At 31.7% G+C, this 18,501-nt stretch carries 16 protein-coding genes; 9 read left to right on the top strand and 7 right to left on the bottom strand.

The genetic code is table 11. The annotated features are described in order from the left end of the window. Positions 1 to 18: 18 nt before the first annotated feature. Positions 19 to 570, bottom strand: coding sequence for a thioredoxin family protein (locus KQA_RS0206680; RefSeq protein WP_010179379.1), 552 nt, complete (start codon positions 568 to 570; stop codon positions 19 to 21). A 228-nt stretch (positions 571 to 798) separates the two neighbouring features. Here KQA_RS0206680 and KQA_RS0206675 point away from each other — a divergent pair, with 228 nt between their 5' ends. Then, positions 799 to 2,304 (top strand): DEAD/DEAH box helicase, encoded by a 1,506-nt coding sequence (locus tag KQA_RS0206675; RefSeq protein ID WP_010179377.1) that lies wholly within the window; start codon positions 799 to 801, stop codon positions 2,302 to 2,304. An 84-nt stretch (positions 2,305 to 2,388) separates the two neighbouring features. Here KQA_RS0206675 and KQA_RS0206670 read toward each other — a convergent pair whose 3' ends face one another. Together KQA_RS0206670 and KQA_RS0206665 are read right to left on the bottom strand one after the other, a co-directional pair. Continuing rightward, positions 2,389 to 2,829: a thioredoxin family protein gene (locus KQA_RS0206670; RefSeq protein WP_010179375.1), complete on the bottom strand. Its 441-nt coding sequence runs from the start codon at positions 2,827 to 2,829 to the stop codon at positions 2,389 to 2,391. Between the two features lie 70 nt (positions 2,830 to 2,899). Further along, positions 2,900 to 3,532, bottom strand: a complete 633-nt coding sequence (locus KQA_RS0206665; protein WP_010179373.1) for an NAD(P)H-dependent oxidoreductase — start codon at positions 3,530 to 3,532, stop codon at positions 2,900 to 2,902. A gap of 192 nt (positions 3,533 to 3,724) precedes the next feature. Here KQA_RS0206665 and KQA_RS0206660 point away from each other — a divergent pair, with 192 nt between their 5' ends. Further along, positions 3,725 to 4,795 carry an eCIS core domain-containing protein gene (locus KQA_RS0206660; RefSeq protein WP_010179371.1) on the top strand — a complete coding sequence of 357 codons (1,071 nt, stop codon included), beginning with the start codon at positions 3,725 to 3,727 and terminating at the stop codon, positions 4,793 to 4,795. A 3-nt stretch (positions 4,796 to 4,798) separates the two neighbouring features. Further along, positions 4,799 to 5,371 carry a DUF6714 family protein gene (locus KQA_RS0206655; protein WP_010179369.1) on the top strand — a complete coding sequence of 191 codons (573 nt, stop codon included), beginning with the start codon at positions 4,799 to 4,801 and terminating at the stop codon, positions 5,369 to 5,371. Positions 5,372 to 5,380: 9 nt separating this feature from the next. Here KQA_RS0206655 and nhaC read toward each other — a convergent pair whose 3' ends face one another. Further along, the gene (gene nhaC, locus KQA_RS0206650) at positions 5,381 to 6,838 is read right to left on the bottom strand and encodes a Na+/H+ antiporter NhaC (RefSeq protein WP_010179367.1); all 1,458 of its coding nucleotides are present in this window, start codon (positions 6,836 to 6,838) and stop codon (positions 5,381 to 5,383) included. A gap of 97 nt (positions 6,839 to 6,935) precedes the next feature. Here nhaC and KQA_RS0206645 point away from each other — a divergent pair, with 97 nt between their 5' ends. Continuing rightward, on the top strand, positions 6,936 to 7,568 hold the full coding sequence (locus KQA_RS0206645) for a CPBP family intramembrane glutamic endopeptidase (protein WP_010179365.1): 633 nt from the start codon (positions 6,936 to 6,938) through the stop codon (positions 7,566 to 7,568). 7 nt (positions 7,569 to 7,575) lie between these two features. On the opposite strand, the gene KQA_RS0206640 is transcribed toward KQA_RS0206645, so the two are convergent. From KQA_RS0206640 to KQA_RS0206625, 3 genes are all read right to left on the bottom strand, one after another. Then, positions 7,576 to 9,867, bottom strand: a complete 2,292-nt coding sequence (locus KQA_RS0206640; RefSeq protein ID WP_010179363.1) for a penicillin-binding protein 1A — start codon at positions 9,865 to 9,867, stop codon at positions 7,576 to 7,578. Positions 9,868 to 9,881: 14 nt separating this feature from the next. Continuing rightward, positions 9,882 to 10,661 carry a DUF1853 family protein gene (locus tag KQA_RS18635; protein WP_010179361.1) on the bottom strand — a complete coding sequence of 260 codons (780 nt, stop codon included), beginning with the start codon at positions 10,659 to 10,661 and terminating at the stop codon, positions 9,882 to 9,884. A 292-nt stretch (positions 10,662 to 10,953) separates the two neighbouring features. Then, positions 10,954 to 11,277, bottom strand: a complete 324-nt coding sequence (locus KQA_RS0206625; protein WP_010179357.1) for a YbaB/EbfC family nucleoid-associated protein — start codon at positions 11,275 to 11,277, stop codon at positions 10,954 to 10,956. Positions 11,278 to 11,524: 247 nt separating this feature from the next. On the opposite strand from KQA_RS0206625, the gene KQA_RS0206620 reads away from it, so the two are divergent. The 5 genes from KQA_RS0206620 to KQA_RS0206600 all read left to right on the top strand — a co-directional run bounded on the left by KQA_RS0206620 (position 11,525) and on the right by KQA_RS0206600 (position 18,501). Beyond that, positions 11,525 to 13,585, top strand: coding sequence for a S9 family peptidase (locus tag KQA_RS0206620; protein ID WP_010179354.1), 2,061 nt, complete (start codon positions 11,525 to 11,527; stop codon positions 13,583 to 13,585). 87 nt (positions 13,586 to 13,672) lie between these two features. Further along, entirely contained in the window at positions 13,673 to 14,713 is a 1,041-nt protein-coding gene (locus KQA_RS0206615; protein ID WP_010179352.1) for a PLP-dependent cysteine synthase family protein, read from the top strand. A 339-nt stretch (positions 14,714 to 15,052) separates the two neighbouring features. Beyond that, entirely contained in the window at positions 15,053 to 16,639 is a 1,587-nt protein-coding gene (locus tag KQA_RS0206610) for a T9SS type A sorting domain-containing protein (RefSeq protein ID WP_157366612.1), read from the top strand. 355 nt (positions 16,640 to 16,994) lie between these two features. Then, positions 16,995 to 18,104, top strand: coding sequence for a trypsin-like serine peptidase (locus tag KQA_RS20510; RefSeq protein ID WP_010179348.1), 1,110 nt, complete (start codon positions 16,995 to 16,997; stop codon positions 18,102 to 18,104). A 106-nt stretch (positions 18,105 to 18,210) separates the two neighbouring features. After that, complete coding sequence (locus KQA_RS0206600) at positions 18,211 to 18,501, top strand: peptidase associated/transthyretin-like domain-containing protein (protein ID WP_010179345.1); 291 nt, start codon at positions 18,211 to 18,213, stop codon at positions 18,499 to 18,501.

Raw genomic sequence — 18,501 nt, 5'->3', positions numbered from 1 at the left:
CTCCCGTAAGGGCTATTTTTATTTCCATTTAATGCCACAACCAATACTAGGCAGTTGAGGCTCGGTATATGAGTTGGTTAAAATAATACTATCCAAAGCCTTAGCTAAATCTTCGCCAGTTGCAGTACCCATGTTAGGTCTTGTGGCATCAAAACGACCACGATAAGCCAGCTTAAGATCTTTATCATATACAAAAATATCAGGTGTACATTCTGCTCCATAAGCTTTAGCCACACTTTGATCTTCGTCGTATAAATAAGGAAAACTATACTTGTTTTCTAAAGCAAAAGTGGTCATTAATTCTGGCGCATCTGCAGGATACTTTTCAATATCATTACTACTAATAGCTATAAAGTTAACGCCTTTAGTTTGATATTTATTTGCTAATAAGGATAATGCTTTATTAATATGGATAACAAATGGACAATGATTACATATAAATAATATAACAGTAGCCTTATCTGATTTTAATTCATTTAAGCTTGTTAATGAATTAGTTACTGTGTTCAGTAAATTAAAATCTGGGGCTATTGTTCCCAGCGAAACCATCTGTGATTCGGTTGCTGCCATTTTAAGTGTTTTATATTGTTTGAAATTTACGAATTCTGATAATTTTTTTATTGAAATTAACGGATATTTAATAATCTCACTAATTATAATTTAAAATCATATACCAGAATTAGTAAAATACTTTTAATGACGTAATTATGATAGATTATTCCAAATGTTTGATTTTTTTAGCACAGGTAACTAAAATAAAGTAGTACTTTTGTATTCCCAATTTTTAAACTTGGTTACTTGCAAGCGATACAAAAAACATCTGGTATTAAAGAATTATATCCTTATCAAAAGGATGATATTAATAAAATATTTGACCGAATTAATAATAAACCCGTTGGTTATAACTTGTGTTATCAATTACCAACCGGAGGAGGTAAAACAGTAGTTTTTTCCGAAATTGTTAGAAGGTATATTAAAGAAGAACAAAAAAAAGTATTAATACTTACGCACCGTATTGAATTATGCAACCAAACTTCTAAAATGTTAGAAGGATTTGGAGTTACCAGTAAGGTAATCAACAGTAAGGTTAAAGAAATTCCAAACGAGGAAGACTATATGTGCTTTGTAGCCATGGTTGAAACCTTAAACAATCGCTTAAACGAAGAAAAAGTAGAGTTTAAGAATCTTGGAATGGTTATTATTGATGAGGCACATTACAATTCATTTAGGAAGTTATTTAGGCATTTTGAGCATTGCTTTATTTTAGGTGTTACGGCAACACCTTTAAGTTCAAATATTAAAATGCCAATGAAGGATAGTTACCGCGAGCTTATTTGTGGTCAGCCTATTTCTAATCTTATTGAACAAGGTTTTTTAGCAAATGCGGTTACCTATTCATTTGATGTAGGATTAAGTACGTTAAAAGTAGGTATTAACGGAGATTATACCGTTAAATCTTCCGAAGATTTATATTCTAATGCCTTTATGCAGGAAAAGCTATTATATGCTTACTACCAAAAGGCCAAAGGAAAAAAGACCTTAATTTTTAATAATGGTATCAATACTTCGGTACAAGTATATGAAACCTTTAGAATGGCTGGTTTAGATGTACGACACTTAGATAATACACATAGTAAACAGGAACGTAAAGAAATTTTGCGTTGGTTTAAAGAAACCCCAGATGCTATTTTAAGTTCGGTAGGTATTTTAACCACTGGGTTTGATGAGCCAACTATTGAAGTAATTATATTGAATAGAGCAACAAAATCATTAACACTATATTTTCAAATGATTGGGCGTGGGTCTCGATCATTACCAGGAAAAAAGGAATTTAATGTTATTGATTTAGGAAATAATGCTGCGCGTTTAGGCTTGTGGAATGCTGATGTTGATTGGCAGAAAATTTTTAGATTACCAGATTATTATTTAGAGAATCTAGTAAGTGACGATGAAATTGAACGTCAATTTAAATATGTAATGCCTCCAGAGGTGAGAGCCGAATTTGCCAAGTCAGAGGATATTTCATTTGATGTGAAACAAGAATACGATAGTGTGGTTAACAATGGCGAAAAATCAAAAATGGTTTTAGAGCGCTCTATTGAACAACATGCAAAAATTTGTGTTGAGAATAGTGAAGATGTATTTGATGCACGTATTTTAGCTAAGCTTTTAGATGAAGAAATTGAATATCGTATTCGTATGTATTCATATTGTATAAGTAATAGTACTAAAAACTATCGTAGTTGGCTAGAGGAAGATTACAAACGCAAGCTACGTTTACGCATTAATCAATTGATAGATTAACTTATCGTATCGTATATTACAAACACAAAAGCCACTTTATTTCTAAAAATAAGGGGCTTTTTGTATAGTTATTATTTATTATTTCTATTTCAAAATACTTTCTAAAAAACGAAAATGTCCCGTAGTATCTCTTAATGAGCTATAAGCCGAAATACTATTTAATACTTTTCCAGAACTCGATAAGCCAATAATAGTTGGAAAGGATTTCTCTGGGTTATATTTTTTGATCAGCTTTTCATTTTTTTCACGTTGTTCTGGAGTAATAATATCTTGTCTAAATGGCAAATCAACCATTAATAAAACAAGTTTATCAGCTTTTTCAATAAATTTTTCCGATTTAAAAAAATCTTCTTTTAATTGTTTACATGGAGCACACCAATCACTTCCTGTAAAATAAACAAGAATGTTTTTGTTTTGTTCTTTTGCTAAATTTTTAGCAGTGTTCAAATCAGTTTTCCAATCTAAATCTTGAGAAAAACCAGTTACCGAAATTAAAATGAAAAGACTAAAAAGAAGCTTCTTCATGAAATAAACATTTATATTGATATTAAATAGATAGTATTCTGCAAATTTCTTGCCAATATAAAAAAAATCTTTAAAAAATTGTTTTTACAATATCATTTAACGGTCTGCGGACCTTATTTATTTTTGCAGAAATATCATTTTTAGCTCGGATACCGATTGGTAATAATAATACTGCAGATAAATGATCTTTATCTAACTCAAGTATGTCGTCAATTTCTTTGGGTATAAAGCCTTCCATAGGGCAGGAGTCAACCTTTTCTATTGCGCAAACCGTAAGTAAATTTCCTAAGGCTAAATAGGCTTGTTTAGTTGCCCAAAGTTTAGTTTCATTTTTAGATTTAGATTCAAAACGATTAATTAATACTTTACCGTAAGCATCAATTTCATCATGTCCATCGGGTCTTAATTCCTTCGTGTTTTTTGAATGGGCTTGTATAAATTCTGTATCTACATTATTTTCAATACACAAAACCAATACATGTGAAGCTGTGGATACTTGCTCTTGATTAAAAGAAGCTAACTTCATCTTTTTTTGAAGCTCCTTATTTTTAACTACAACTAATTTTATGGGTTGTAACCCATATGAAGTGGCTGTCAAGTTAAAAGCCTTGCATATACGCTTTATCTTTTTATCATCAATTGAAATTGAATCATCAAATTTTTTTGTTGCGTAACGCCATTCAAGGCTTTCAATAATATCCATGTTTATTTTTTTGCAAAGATAAAGTTTAATTAAAGTAATTTGATCATGTAGGACTATTAATTATGTGCAGTATTTTGTACTTCCGTACTTGTCTTAAAATGGTTTGTTTATAAAAAACAAATACAAAATCGTGTATTAAAATTATATTGATTAAATTTAGTAGTTGTTTGATAGTCAGTAAATTTTACTCTTATGAAGTCAGTTTTATTAAAAAACAAATCATATTCACAGAATCTATCGCCTTTTTTTAATAAAGGCTTATCAAATACTAATGGCATTCAAAAAAAGGAAATGCCCTTTTTTAATAAGAATATTCACAATATTGAGCAGTATGATCACTTTTTTGAAAAAAATAATAATTCGAAATTAGTACCTACAGTACAAAAAAAATGTGCTCATTGTGAAAATGAAGACAAACTTCAAAAAGAGGCTCAAAATTCTGTAAGCGATTCTTCAATTAGGAACAATGATGTGCTTTCCACTGGATCAAATACCATTGAAAACAAAATAAATAATGCACAAGGAGGTGGTAATACTTTAACCGAGCCCACTAAAGCAGAGATGCAATTGGCTTTTAATGCCAATTTTAACACGGTAAAAATTCATACAGATACTAAAGCTATTGATATGAATAATCAAATTGGAGCCAAAGCCTTTACTTATAAAAACGATATTTTCTTTAATAAAAATAAATATAATCCGACATCAAAAGAAGGAAAAAAACTTATTGCACATGAGTTAACTCATGTTGTACAACAAAATCCATCAATAAGTAAAAATAATACTACGGGCATAGTAAAACCAAGTATTCAGCGTAATTTAGAGCCCCCAGGGAATTGTTTACGTGGTATACATGACGGCTATCAACGTAGTGTTAAAGCTTGGTGTGATCATCCATCGGGTAGGGCATGTACTGCAGGGGATTCGTGTAGTAGGCTTCAACAAAAAATACGAAGAAATCAAATGTGTGCTCTAGCCAGAAATATTATCAACGTTCGCTGTTATGATGGTGGTGATTTAGGACACCGTATTGCCGAACGAGATGCTAGACGTGCTCAGGGTACATGTATGGCTATTTATAGAGCTAAATGTGAACGAAGAGAACCACCTAGAGTGCCTGTTCCAATCCCAGAAACAAGTCCCGATTTTATGGAACGCATGTCACAAATTACAGGGCTTACTGGAGCAGCTTTGATATTGTATTTAATCGTATCCGAAGGAAGTAGACTTTTTCCTCCAAGAAATCTTGTCCCTATACCTTAAATTATGACATTAACTTCAAAAAAAGTGATTCAAGATATTGCTACTGCTTTTGCAGAAAGGAGTTTACCTGTAGAGGACTCTGTTTTTTTTTCTTTTTCTTCAGAAATTGATACAAAAAAAATAATAACTACAGCTAAAACAACTTCTTGGCTTAATTTTCCACACGAATTAATTTACAGCAACCCAGAGGCGCTTAATTATACAACATCAGCAGCTTTTACATATTTACTCCCTGCATATTTAATTCAATCCATAGCCATGTATTCCCAAACAGGGATTCTAACTACAAGTATATTAAGTAATTTAACTCCTCCAGACCAAACTGATGCAGATCAGTTTAATGAACTTTTAGACGATTTATCTGATGAATTAGGCATTTATGAAGATTCATCGGCTGCATTAATGGGAGCTGATGATGAAATTTTAAATTTATTCAATGATCGTGTAAATTTATTAAATGTCAATGAAAAAAAAGCAATCAAATACTACCTACTCTATATAGCAGAATTTCATGGAGATGATTTTCCATTATTCGGGCCAAAACAAGCTCTAGATCGCTATTGGATAAATTTTTAGAAAAAGTAATTAGCTATTCTTTTGTATTAACGCTCTAATTTTGATCTTAAAAACGGCAAAAATTAGCGTCATAAATGGACTAATCCAATTAAAAATGGCAAAAATGGCATAATCAACTACATCAACTCCTAATGTTTTGGCGTGAAATGCACCGCAGGTATTCCATGGAATTAAAGCAGAGGTTACTGTACCCGAATCTTCTAAAGTTCTACTCAAATTTTCTGGAGCTAATTTTTGATCTTGATAAGCATTTTTAAACATTTTTCCCGGCACCACAATGGAAAGGTATTGGTCGCTAGCAGTCACGTTTGTTAAAATAGTAATTCCAGTGGTACTCGCTATTAAACCAGCGGTGCCTTTAGCTATTTTTAAAATAGCTGTACTTAATGTACTTAAAGCACCAATGGCTTGCAAAGTTCCTCCTAAAACCATGGCACAAATAATTAACCAAATAGTCCCTAACATGCCTTGCATACCACCAGCACTAAAAAGGTCTTGTAGTAATGGATTAGTCGTTGGTATACTTATGTCATTTGTTAGTGCCATTAACACTCCTTTATATGCAGAAATTACATTAAAAGAAGTGGCTTCAGTCACTTGAAGTATTACTTTAGGTTGCGCTATACAAGTTGCTATTCCTCCTATAATCGAACCTATCAATAAACTAACTACAGCAGGTACTTTTTTTACAATTAAAATAAAAACAGCTAAAGGAACTAAAAGCAACCATCCAGATATATTGAAGGCACTTTTTATATCCGTTTCAAAAGTATTCGAAGTAATATTTTCGGGCGTATCCAATGTAAAACCTAAAATAATAAAGAACACTAAGCTTATAAGAATGGACGGAATAGTGGTCCATAGCATATATTTAATATGCGTATACAAATCTGTACCAGCTATAGAAGCTGCTAAATTAGTCGTATCCGATAATGGAGATAATTTATCACCAAAGTAAGCTCCAGATAAAATGGCTCCAGCGGTCATTCCCACTGGAATGCCTAATGTTTTTGAAATCCCAATGAGCGCTACACCAATAGTCGCACTTGTTGTCCACGAGCTTCCTGTTGCCAGCGAAACAATAATTGAAATAAGTACACAAGCAACTAAAAATATTTTAGTATTAAGTAATCCCAATCCATAATATACCATAGCCGGGATAACTCCGCTAGATAGCCAAGTACCAGTAAGTGCACCAACCATAAGTAAAATCAACAATGCTTCAGAAGTGATACTGATTTGTTTTTTTATGTTATCAATAATAGTAGCGTAAGAAACTTTTTCAGAAATCCCAATAAGTGCCGCTACAGCCGCGGTAAAAAGTAATATAAACTGGTTGCTACCACTTAATGCGTCGTCACCAAAAACATACACTACATTAAAAAAAAGAAGGACAATAAGTAAAATCATAGGAAGCAAAGCCTTCCACAAAGGTAAATTTGGTCTAATCGAAGTATTTATTGGCATATATCAATATAAATGTTGAAATTAGAAGGTATATAAACCGAACTAAGTATTGGTTTAATAACCGTATAACGTAAATGTAACATTTTAGTTGAAAATAATGATATCAACCAAATCCTCTAGATTTTTTGAATTACTACTTCTCTTTTTTATTTTACCCATATTATTAGCGCTACCCATGGTTAAATGGATTAAATTAAGTGCCGTAGGAATTGCTTTACTATATGTTGGTTTTCTTGTGTTTAGCACTTATAAATTCCGTTTTAAAAAACCTAATCAACCTTCTAAAAACTTTAAATTACGGGTACTTCTAGTTAGTTTGTTATTATTTGTTTCTGGAATAATTTTAATAAAACTTTATGATAAAAGTCTACTGTTTCAAGTGGTTAAACAAAAGCCAGATCTTTGGATAGTCATTTTATTTGTCTATACCTTTTTGTCTGTCTTTCCGCAAGAGGTTATCTACAGGAAATTTTTTTATGAAAGATATCATCATTTAATAGCGAATAAGAAACTATTTTTTCTGCTAAATGTAAGTTGTTTTGCGCTTTGCCATTTGTTTTTAAAAAGTATCCCGGTATTAATTATAACCTTTATAGGAGGTTGTTTTTTTGCATATACCTATGAAAGAGAACAAAGTATTACTTGGGTTAGTTTAGAGCATGCCCTTTATGGAAATTTAGTTTTTACTTTAGGTTTGGGGGAAATGCTAGCTTTTCCGGGAGCTAGATAGCATAAAACTATCTCTTTTTACCAAAAAGACGGTTTAAAAAACCTTTCTTTTTTTGTTGCCTATCAAAGCGTTTACGTTTTAGTTTATCTTTTTTTGTAAATAGCTTTTTTAAAAAGTTAGGGTCTTTATATGCCACACAGTTTAATGCAGCCTTATTTTTAGGTGCTATACGGAATCGCGAATTTGTATATTTTTTGTATTTAGCCTCTTTATTTAACATTTGAAACCACTTAGCAAAAATGGGTAATGCCGAATTGGCTCCTTGACCAATTCGCGTATTGGTAAAGCCTACGCTATGGTGATCAGCTCCAACCCAACAAACAGAAACTAACTTAGGAGTAACTCCAACAAACCAACCATCTTTATTATCTTGGGTTGTTCCTGTTTTTGCTGCAATATCATTCTTAAGTTTATAAGTGCTACGTAATCGTTTTGCCGTACCACTATCTGTAACTCGTTGCATCATAGCAACAAGTTGTTGCCGTGTATTTTCTGTAAAAGCCTTTTCGGATTTTGTTGCCGGTTCAAATGTTTCTAATATGTTTCCTGAAGCATCTTCTATTTTAGATATATAATAAGGAGTAGTGGCACTACCTTTATTAGACAACGTAGTATAGGCTTTTGCTAGTTCTAAAACATTCAATTCCGCAGTACCTAAGGCTAATGAAGGTACTTTTGGAAGTTCTGATTCAATACCCATTTTATAAGCTAAATCAATAGCAGTATCAATCCCAACATAATTTAATAATTTTACACTAATTACGTTTAAGGAATTACTCAGTGCAGACCAAATAGCATATTCTTTAGAACTATCGGTTGCAGAAGAAGCATTTTTAGGTGTCCAGTTATCTAAATCTTCATAAGTAATAGGTGCATTTGAAATATAACTACAAGGCGAATAGCCTTGTTCAAGTGCAGCGGCATAAACAATGGGTTTAAATGTAGAACCTACTTGGCGTTTACTTTGACTGACATGATCATATTTAAAATGTTCAAAATTAATACCTCCAATCCATGTTTTGATTGCACCTGTAGTAGGTTCCAATGAAACAAATCCAGTATTTAAAAATTTATAATAGTGTCTAATGCTATCTAGGGTAGAGGCAGTGACTACTTTTTTACCCTTCCAAGTAAACCATTCAATGTCATGAGGTTCACTCATTTTTTTTATAATCTGTTTTGCAGATAGCCCTTTTTCCTTTAATTTTTTGTAAGCATCAAGTTTAATTAATTCTCTACTTATGAGATTATTTTTCTTTATCCATGGCGCATTTTTTCCGTGGGATCGTTCAAAATCAGCTTGTAATTTTGCTAAATGTGATTGCATGGCCTCTTCGGCCAATGCTTGCATACCAGCATCAATTGTGGTATGTATTTTTAGACCACTATTATATAAATTGAATTGTGTTTTATGTTCCGTATTGTATTTTTTTACCCATTGCTTCAGTTCTCTTTTAACTTGTTCTCTAAAATAGGGCGCTAAACCTGTATTATGACTAAAAGTTTGATAATCTAGTTCCAAAGGGAGCAGCTGTAATTTTTTACATGTAGTTTCATCTAGGTATTCGTACTTTTTCATTTGATTAAGTACTACATTCCTTCTTTTCTTACTTTTTTTGGGGAACAGCCTTGGGTTATAATAATAATTCGTTTTTAGCATCCCGATCAGAACAGCACCTTCATCAATACTTAACTGATGTGTTGACTTGTTAAAAAACTTTTTAGCAGCACTTTCAATACCGAACGTATTATCACTAAAAGGGACTGTGTTTAGGTAATGTGTAAGTAATTCCTCTTTGGAATATACTTTTTCTAATCTATTTGAAATAATGATTTCTCTTATCTTATGAATTACAATACCAAATTTCCCAAAATTTTTACGCGGAAACATGTTTTTTGCTAATTGCTGTGATAAGGTACTACCACCACCAGCAGATTTATTTTGTAACAGAATTGATTTTATTAATACGCGAAATAAACTCAAATTATCCACCCCCTGATGCTCAAAAAAACGTACATCTTCGGTGGCAACTAAGGCATTAATAACATGTTTTGGAATTTGTTTAAAGGTGATCGGTTGTCTATCGGTAGTGTAAAATTTACCTAATAATTTATGGTCACTACTTATGACTTCGGTAGCTTTACTTTGTTGTATTTCGGTTAATTGCTTTTGAGAAGGTATTACTCCCCAAAAACCTAAGTAAATACTTCCAAAAAGAAGCAATAAAGCAACCGCACCCACCACAAAAAGTTTAAATAAAAACTTATATAAGCGCTTTTTAAGCGTTCTTTTATTCATAAAATTAAATATTCCTAAAATTGTTGATAAGGAACAATAATGTAACGTTTATATTGTCCTTCATATTGAGTCCATACCATAATTGCTTGCTGAGCTTTCATAAATTCTTGAATTTGAGGAATAGTTTCATCTAATAAAAACCATTCTTTTTGTGTTTCAGGAAAACGAAGCCAATCTTGTTTTTGAGGACAAAAGTAAGTGGTTTTAGATGTATGTAAACTCAGAAATTTATTAAAAGTTAAATAGTGTCCTGCAATACATTCATTATTAAACAGCTTCAATGTTTTATCAAAATCTAACGGAACAAATAGCCAAGCTTTAAAACAAACACGTTGCTTTATTTCTTCTGGCGAAAGCCCTAAAGTATTTAGATAATCAACTGTAATAGGATGATGTAATAGGGGGAGTTGTTTTTGTTGTAATTTTTCTATTTTATTTTTTAACGAATCATTCCTATTCGGGCCAATCCAAGCATCAATAGTATCCACATCAAATTCGGGTTGGTATACATAAAACTTTGTTACTAATTCAATATGGAAATAGTCCCCCGATACGCTATTTTTTATAATTACATCTAGTTCACCAATAGTACGTTTGTCTTCTATTATTTGGTGATTTTCAAGACATATTTTTAAATTGGGTGTACAACTTACCCAATCAGCAAAAAGACATTCGGCTAGTTTACCTAAACGTTTGTTTTTAGGTATGGTAGTTAATTTTTGTGGAAATTGATCAAATGTTGTTGATCTAAATTGAATAAGGCTGTTCAATTGATCAGTCCATAACAAAGGCATATGACAATAGCCTTTAAAAAGGTTTTCTATATGATTGGTTGTTGCTGGAATTTATATCTGAATTAACCTAACTTACCTAATAACCAATAAATAATAATAAAAATAATTACCGTGGAAAAACAACCGCCTCCCAGCTTTTTAGACCCATAAGCTGCAATAAGGGCTCGTATAATTTTATTCATTGTTTACTTTTTTATGTATTGTTTAAATATACTGAATTTAGGTTGAAGACTAAAGGTTAAATGTAGAAGTATATTTAGTTCCTCAACCCTTAGCCTTTAACCTCAAAACACTACATAAATTTATCCATTCCCGGAATATTTGGAAGGCCATCTTTCGCGGCTGCGGCCAATTCCGCTTCATTAATACTAGTGGCTTTAGCTATGGCTTTATTTAGCGTTAAAATTAAATAATCTTCTAATTGCTCTTTGTCTTCCATTAATTCATCAGCTACTTCAATTCTTTTTATGGTTCTATTAGCTGTTAATGTTACTTTTAACAAACCATCAGAACTTTGCTCATCAATTAAAACAGTGTGTAATCGCTCTTTAGTTTGGGCTACTTTTTCTTGCGATTCTTTTAACTTATTCATCATACCCATCATATCTCCAAACATAATCTTCTTTTTTAATTCGTAAAATAGAAAGCTTTTAGGGGCTTTTTTTAATAATAGTTCATTTATTAGTGATAAATACCATTAAATATATCAAGCATAAACTTTTAAATGTAAAAGCTAACAAATTGATCACAGAAACTTATCAACCATCAAAAGTAAAAAAATGTTGAAATATAAATTCGTTTTTTGTAGTCAGTTTTTTAGAGTTTGAATAAATTGTGGGTTATTAAAAAAGACACACTTTCTATTGAAAACTACAGTAAGCCTACCTAAGGCAAAAATTGTAAACAAGGAACTTAACGTACATAATGATCCCCGAATTGACTCCTACTTTTGGTTAAACCAACGTGAGGACAAAGAGGTAATAGATTATTTGGAGACGGAAAACGCTTATTTTAAAGAAAATATGCGTCATACCGAAGATTTTCAGAAGTCTTTATTTGAAGAAATGAAAGCTCGAATAAAAGAAGATGAAAGCTCTGTTCCCTATAAACATAATGGTTATTGGTACATTACTAGGTATGAAAAAGGGAAAGGTTATCCCATTTATACACGTAAAAAGGAAACTTTAGATGCTCCTGAAGAAGTTTTATTAGATTGTAACGTTGAAGCTGAACCACATGAGTATTATAAAGCAAGAGGCTTATCGATAAGTCCGGACAATACTATGATGGCTTTTGGAGTTGATACTGTGAGCAGAAGGCAATATATTATTAAAATCAAAAATTTAATAACGGGAGCCTATTTTGAGGAAACTATTGAGAATACTACCGGTAGTGTTACTTGGGCAAATGATAATAAGACCTTATTTTACACGTTAAAAGATCCTGAAACTTTACGATCTTATAAAATTTGTAGACACTCATTAGGAACATCTGTGACTAAAGATGTAGATGTTTATGAAGAAAAAGATGATACTTTTGATGTATTTGTTTATAAAACTAAATCTAAACGATATATATATATAGGATCGAGTGCGACGTTAACTTCAGAATATCGTTATGTAGATGCGAATACACCTTTTGAGGATTTTATCATTTTTCAAGAACGAATTCGTGGATTAGAATATGGAATGGCACATTATGATGGGCATTTTTATATTTTAACGAATGCCGATAATTCCACCAACTTTAAGCTAATGAAGGCTAGGGAAGGGGCTACCGAAAAGAAATATTGGGAAACAATTATACCGCATAGAGAGGAAACCTTGCTTGAAGATATTGATGTATTTAAAGACTATTTGGTGCTTAGTGAACGTACCAATGGATTAAATCACATTCGTATTATGCGTTGGGATGGTTCAGTAGATTACTATTTACCATTTGATAATGAAACTTATACTGCCTATTCAAGCATAAATATTGAATTTGATACAGAATGGTTTCGATACGGTTATAACTCTTTAACAACACCCACATCTGTTATTGAATTTAACATGCGCACGCAAGCATTTAAAATTCTTAAAGAACAAGAAGTATTAGGTGGCCAATTTGATAAAACTAATTATGATTCTGAACGTGTATGGGCTACAGCAAATGATGGGACCAAAATCCCTATATCATTAATATATCGAAAGGGAATTAAAATGGATGGTTCGCACCCCTTATTACAATATGGCTACGGGTCGTATGGACATACTATTGACCCTTACTTTTCAACAACACGCTTAAGTTTATTAGACCGTGGTTTTATTTATGCTATAGCCCATGTAAGAGGAAGCGAATACTTAGGTCGATCTTGGTACGATAATGGTAAGCTATTAAAAAAGAAAAACACCTTTACCGATTTTATTAATTGTTCCGAATTTTTAATAGAACGAGGATATACGAGTGCACAACACTTGTATGCCATGGGCGGTTCAGCAGGTGGTTTATTAATAGGAGCTGTTATAAATATGAAACCAGAATTGTATAAAGGAGTAATTGCCGCTGTACCTTTTGTTGATGTAGTTACCACTATGTTGGATGATACTATCCCTTTAACAACAGGAGAATATGATGAATGGGGGAATCCAAATGAAGCTGAATATTATCATTATATGAAAGCTTATTCTCCCTATGATAATGTAACCAAACAAGCCTATCCAAACATGTTAGTAACTACAGGTTTACACGACTCGCAAGTACAATATTGGGAGCCAGCAAAATGGGTAGCAAAATTGAGAGAATTAAAACAGGACGATAATAAATTACTTTTACATACGAATATGGAAACGGGGCATGGAGGCGCTTCTGGTCGTTTTGAAGCATTGAAAGAATTAGCTGAAGAATATGCTTTTTTATTCGATTTAGAAGGAATTACAAAGTAATAATTAAAAAATCCGTAGATTTGCATCGCCTGCAAAGAAATGGATAATTAAACATTTTATCCTATCTTTAGGTAACAAAACAATTTTATGAAAGACGATATACAGGCTTTTAATAGTGTACTTGATTTAATTGGGAATACACCTCTCGTAAAATTAAACAAGATCATAGAGGGAATACCTGGTAATTTTTATGCTAAAGTAGAAGCTTTTAATCCGGGACATTCTACAAAAGACAGAATTGCACTTTACATAATAGAAGAAGCTGAAAAAAAAGGAATTCTTAAACCAGGGGATACCATTATTGAAACTACCAGTGGAAACACCGGTTTCAGTTTAGCTATGGTAAGTATTATTAAAGGTTATGAATGTGTTTTGGCAGTGAGTTCAAAATCATCAAAAGATAAAATTGATACCTTAAAAAACATGGGAGCAAAGGTATATGTTTGTCCTGCAAACGTAAGTGCCGATGATCCTCGTTCCTATTACCAAGTAGCCCGAAGATTACATTCTGAAATTAAAGGATCTGTTTACATTAATCAATATTTTAATGAGTTAAATATGGACGCTCATTATAAATCTACTGGACCCGAAATATGGAATCAGACAAAAGGAAAAATCACACATTTAGTAGCTTGTAGTGGTACCGGAGGAACAATTTCGGGAACGGCACGTTATTTAAAAGAACAAAACCCTAATATAAAAATATTAGGTGTAGATGCTTTTGGATCTGTATTAAAAAAATATCATGAAACTCGAGAGTTTGATGATAAGGAAATTTATCCCTACCGAATAGAAGGTTTAGGAAAAAACTTAATCCCAACTGCAACCGATTTCGACATTATTGATACTTTTGAAAAAGTAACTGACGAAGATAGTGCGCATACTGCTAGAGAATTAGCTCTTAAAGAAGGGATGTTTTTAGGCTACACAAGTGGTGCAGCCATACAAGGCGTAAAACAATTTGCCGCTCATGGTTTGTTTGACGCTAATAGTAATGTAGTAATCATTTTACCAGATCACGGATCAAGATACTTGAGTAAAGTATTTAGTGATGATTGGATGAACAAACAAGGATTCTTTGATAGTGTAAGAGAAGGAAATACTACTGAAATACAATTTGTAAGATAATTTAAAATACTTTTCACATATAACAAACCACTTAAATTAGTTTTTAAGTGGTTTTTTTATGGGTTAATTGAAATTATAAATATCTGAAATTCAATATATTAACATAAAATAAAGCACTTTAAAACGGTGAAACAATTATCTTTAACCAAAATTCTATAACAGAACTGCATTAAGAGAGTATTGAAATGCTTTAACATGTACTTTCTTAATGTTAACATAGCACTCTATAGGTAAATAAAAAAGTATAGAGAAGCATTTGGTTTTGTAGAGGTTTTGATAAGAAATAGACTTTCTTATAGAATTTGAGTTCAAACTAATTAAAACTAACGCACTATAGTTATGCTTCATTTTTATTTTATATATGATCTCCGTCGATATATTTGTTTGGTGTTATTCTTTATTTCATTTAGTTTAAAATCCATGACTCCTGGTGTTCCCGTTTATGATACTAGTGGAAATAATTATATAGAATATATCCCTGGTAATTTACCAATAATAATATCGGCTCCGCACGGTGGTGTTTTATTATCTGGGGAAACTATAGGAGAAATTTTTTATTCGGATAATGATGCCGATTTACCAGACAGAACTTGTGGCATAAATGAAAGAGATGATAATACCGAAATTTTAATACGTGAAATTCAAAAAGAGATTTTTACACAAACAGGTTGTTATGCTCATATTATTATAAATCGTTTACACCGATCAAAATTAGATCCTAATCGCGCTTCGGTTGAAGCGACCTGTAATGATACAGATGCTAAATTTTATTGGGATGCTTTTCATGATTTTATTGATACAGCCAGTACTGATGTTGAAACAAATTGGGGTAAGGGTTTATATATTGACTTACATGGACAAAGTCATTCTATACCTAGGGTAGAGCTAGGTTACAACATTTCAAGTAGCGAACTCAATAATTCGAATTTAAACAGTAGTTCAATTATAAATAATTCATCTATAAAAAATTTAGTAGCTACTAATTTGACCAATATATCTCATGAAGATTTAATTAGAGGAAATAATAGTTTTGGAGCCAAGCTAAAAAATATTACAGCAAGTTTTTATAATAATAACGTGAATGCAAATTGCGGTTCAAATGTAGGTTATAGAGCCTTACCTAGTAATTATGTTTTCGAAACAAGTTCGAGTTGTAATGATACTAGACCTTTTAATAATGCTTATTTTGATGGTGATTTTTATAATAATTTAAGACACGGATCTGCCAATATAACGGTTGATGACGGCAATGGAGGTACAACAGGTGGGGCTGGAACTATTGATGGTATTATGATAGAGGTGAACCGAAGAGTAAGGGATTTAGGAACTTATGATGGTCGTTTTTTTGATAATAGACCTCAAACCTTGGTTCCTTTTGCAAAAGACTTTGCTAGCGTAACTTTAGATTATATGAATACACATTATAATGATTTTACTAGTTTTAATTATAATGCTAATGAATACACTATTTCAGATGCCAATCCTATACCCAATATTGAAGGTATCAGCGGGGGAGAATTTTCTAGTTCAGCGGGTTTAGCTATAAATATTTCAACTGGTGAGATTGATTTAGAAAACTCCGATACTGGAAGTTACAGAATTACTTATAGTATAAATAACTGTAGTTTTTTTGATTCTTTTCAGGATATAGAACTCATAGATACTACTTTAAATACAGCAAATAATGAACTTGAAAAGCTTTTATTTATTAATAACCCTATAAAAAATGAGTTAACTATTTACACACGTTTGAAATCTATTACCAAAATACATATCCATAATTTACAAGGGAAAATTATAAAAACTATTTCTTTTAATAACGACAAAACTGTTTACTTAAATGATTTATCACCTAATATTTATATGATTTCTTTTAGTGATGTCAACAATCAAATATTGGCATTAAAAAAAATAATTAAAATTTGATTAGTAGTGTCTGATAAAGGTTCAGGATCACTTTGTATCAACAAACATGAACTTAAGTTATATATAAATAAAATTTAATCGAACAATAATAAATTTGAATATAAAATAATTCCTATTCATTTTAACTACTTAAACCATTATAAGGTTAAAGTAGTTGAAGTCACTTATATACACTTCTTCTCAATAGGTGTTTTCTCCCTATAGTTTACAAAATTTCATCTTTATAAAAACAGGATTTTAACTTCTTACAATTAGTATTTAACCTTCTTATAATAATATACTTAGAGTCTAATTTTGGAATATCAAATTATAATTGATAGAGAATTAATAGGGTATTCACATAAAATTTTGAATTATGAAAAATAATGGAGTATATGAATCTGATACTATGTATGATGAAAATGTATTAGAAGAATCATTTGAAGGAGCAGTATCAACTAAAAGAGTAACTCATGACGAAGCAGAAGAGGATCTGGAAGAACGCCTAAATGCATCAGATTATGAGGAAGTGACAAGCACAGAAGAAACCACATTAGAAGAGGATTTAGATGTTGAAGATCCATTTGAAGGAGGAGAAACTAGTGCAGAAGAAAATGAAGCTTATGAAAATAATAGTAGTCAAGAAACTTTAGAGCAGGTGAGTGGCTATGATTATTCGATTGTTGACCAAGAAGAAAGTTTTACTGAAACTAGTGCAGAAGAAAATGCTTTAAGTGCCTATTATGCCAGTTATGATGGTGCCGATTTAGAAACCTTAATGCGAACCGAAAGTGGTCAGAGAATGATGCAAGAGGTAGTGATAGGTAAAGATGATCGCAAAAAAATTAACGCAACAAAAAAGTATCCATGGCGCGCTATATGCTCATTAAAAATCAAAGCTAAAGATGGTACAAATTGGATTGGTACCGGTTTTTTAATAGGTCCACGAACAGTAATTACTGCAGGGCATGTTGTATATATGCACAAACATGGGGGCTGGGCTAAAAGTATTGAAGTGATCCCAGGACGTAATGGTTCCAGTAAGCCTTATGGATCATGTAAGACAAGTCATTTCCATTCGGTAAAAGGTTGGACCAAAAAGAAAAAAAGAATCAATGATTACGGAGCTATCATTCTGCCAAAAAACTGCAAATTGGGGAATAAAGTAGGCTATTTTGGCTATGCTAAATACAGCTTTTTTAAATTATTAGGACTAAAAGTAAATTTATCGGGCTATCCTGGCGACAAACCTAGCGGTACACAATGGTGGCATTGCAGAAAAATTAAATTAGTCACGGCACGCACGTTAGTATATAATATTGATACTGCTGGAGGACAAAGTGGCTCTCCTGTTTGGAAATATAAAAATGGAAAACGCTATGTAGTTGGTATACATACCAATGGTTCAAAATTTGGTAATTCGGCAACCAGAATTACATCTGCTGTGTATAAGAATCTTAAAAATTGGAAGAATAAGTATCAATAATTAATTGAGGGAGTCTGTGGTAAAGCAGCATTTATTATTAAGGTAATAAGTGCTGTTTTTTTTGTATCACCTAAGGCTATACTTTAGAAACTAAAACAATTATAATATGTATGCTATTACCGGAAAAGTATTTGATAAAGTAACAGGGTTAGCTATTAATGAAGCAGTAATTTCAATACATAGCATTAATGGATTTTCAAATGATATCGCTCAATTAACTAACGAACAAGGTATTTTTAAATGGAGTGATCTTGATAAAGGGAATTATGAAATTAAAATTATCAAAGAAGCTTATCTGCAGCAATCAATTTTTATCAATGTAAGTGAAATAACGAATCACAATAATAATGATGAAATAATTAAAGAAGTGACTATTTTACTTGAAAAAAGCTTATAA

Source organism: Aquimarina agarilytica ZC1, assembly GCF_000255455.1.
GTDB lineage: Bacteria > Bacteroidota > Bacteroidia > Flavobacteriales > Flavobacteriaceae > Aquimarina > Aquimarina agarilytica.
This window is presented reverse-complemented; position numbering and strand designations above follow the sequence as displayed.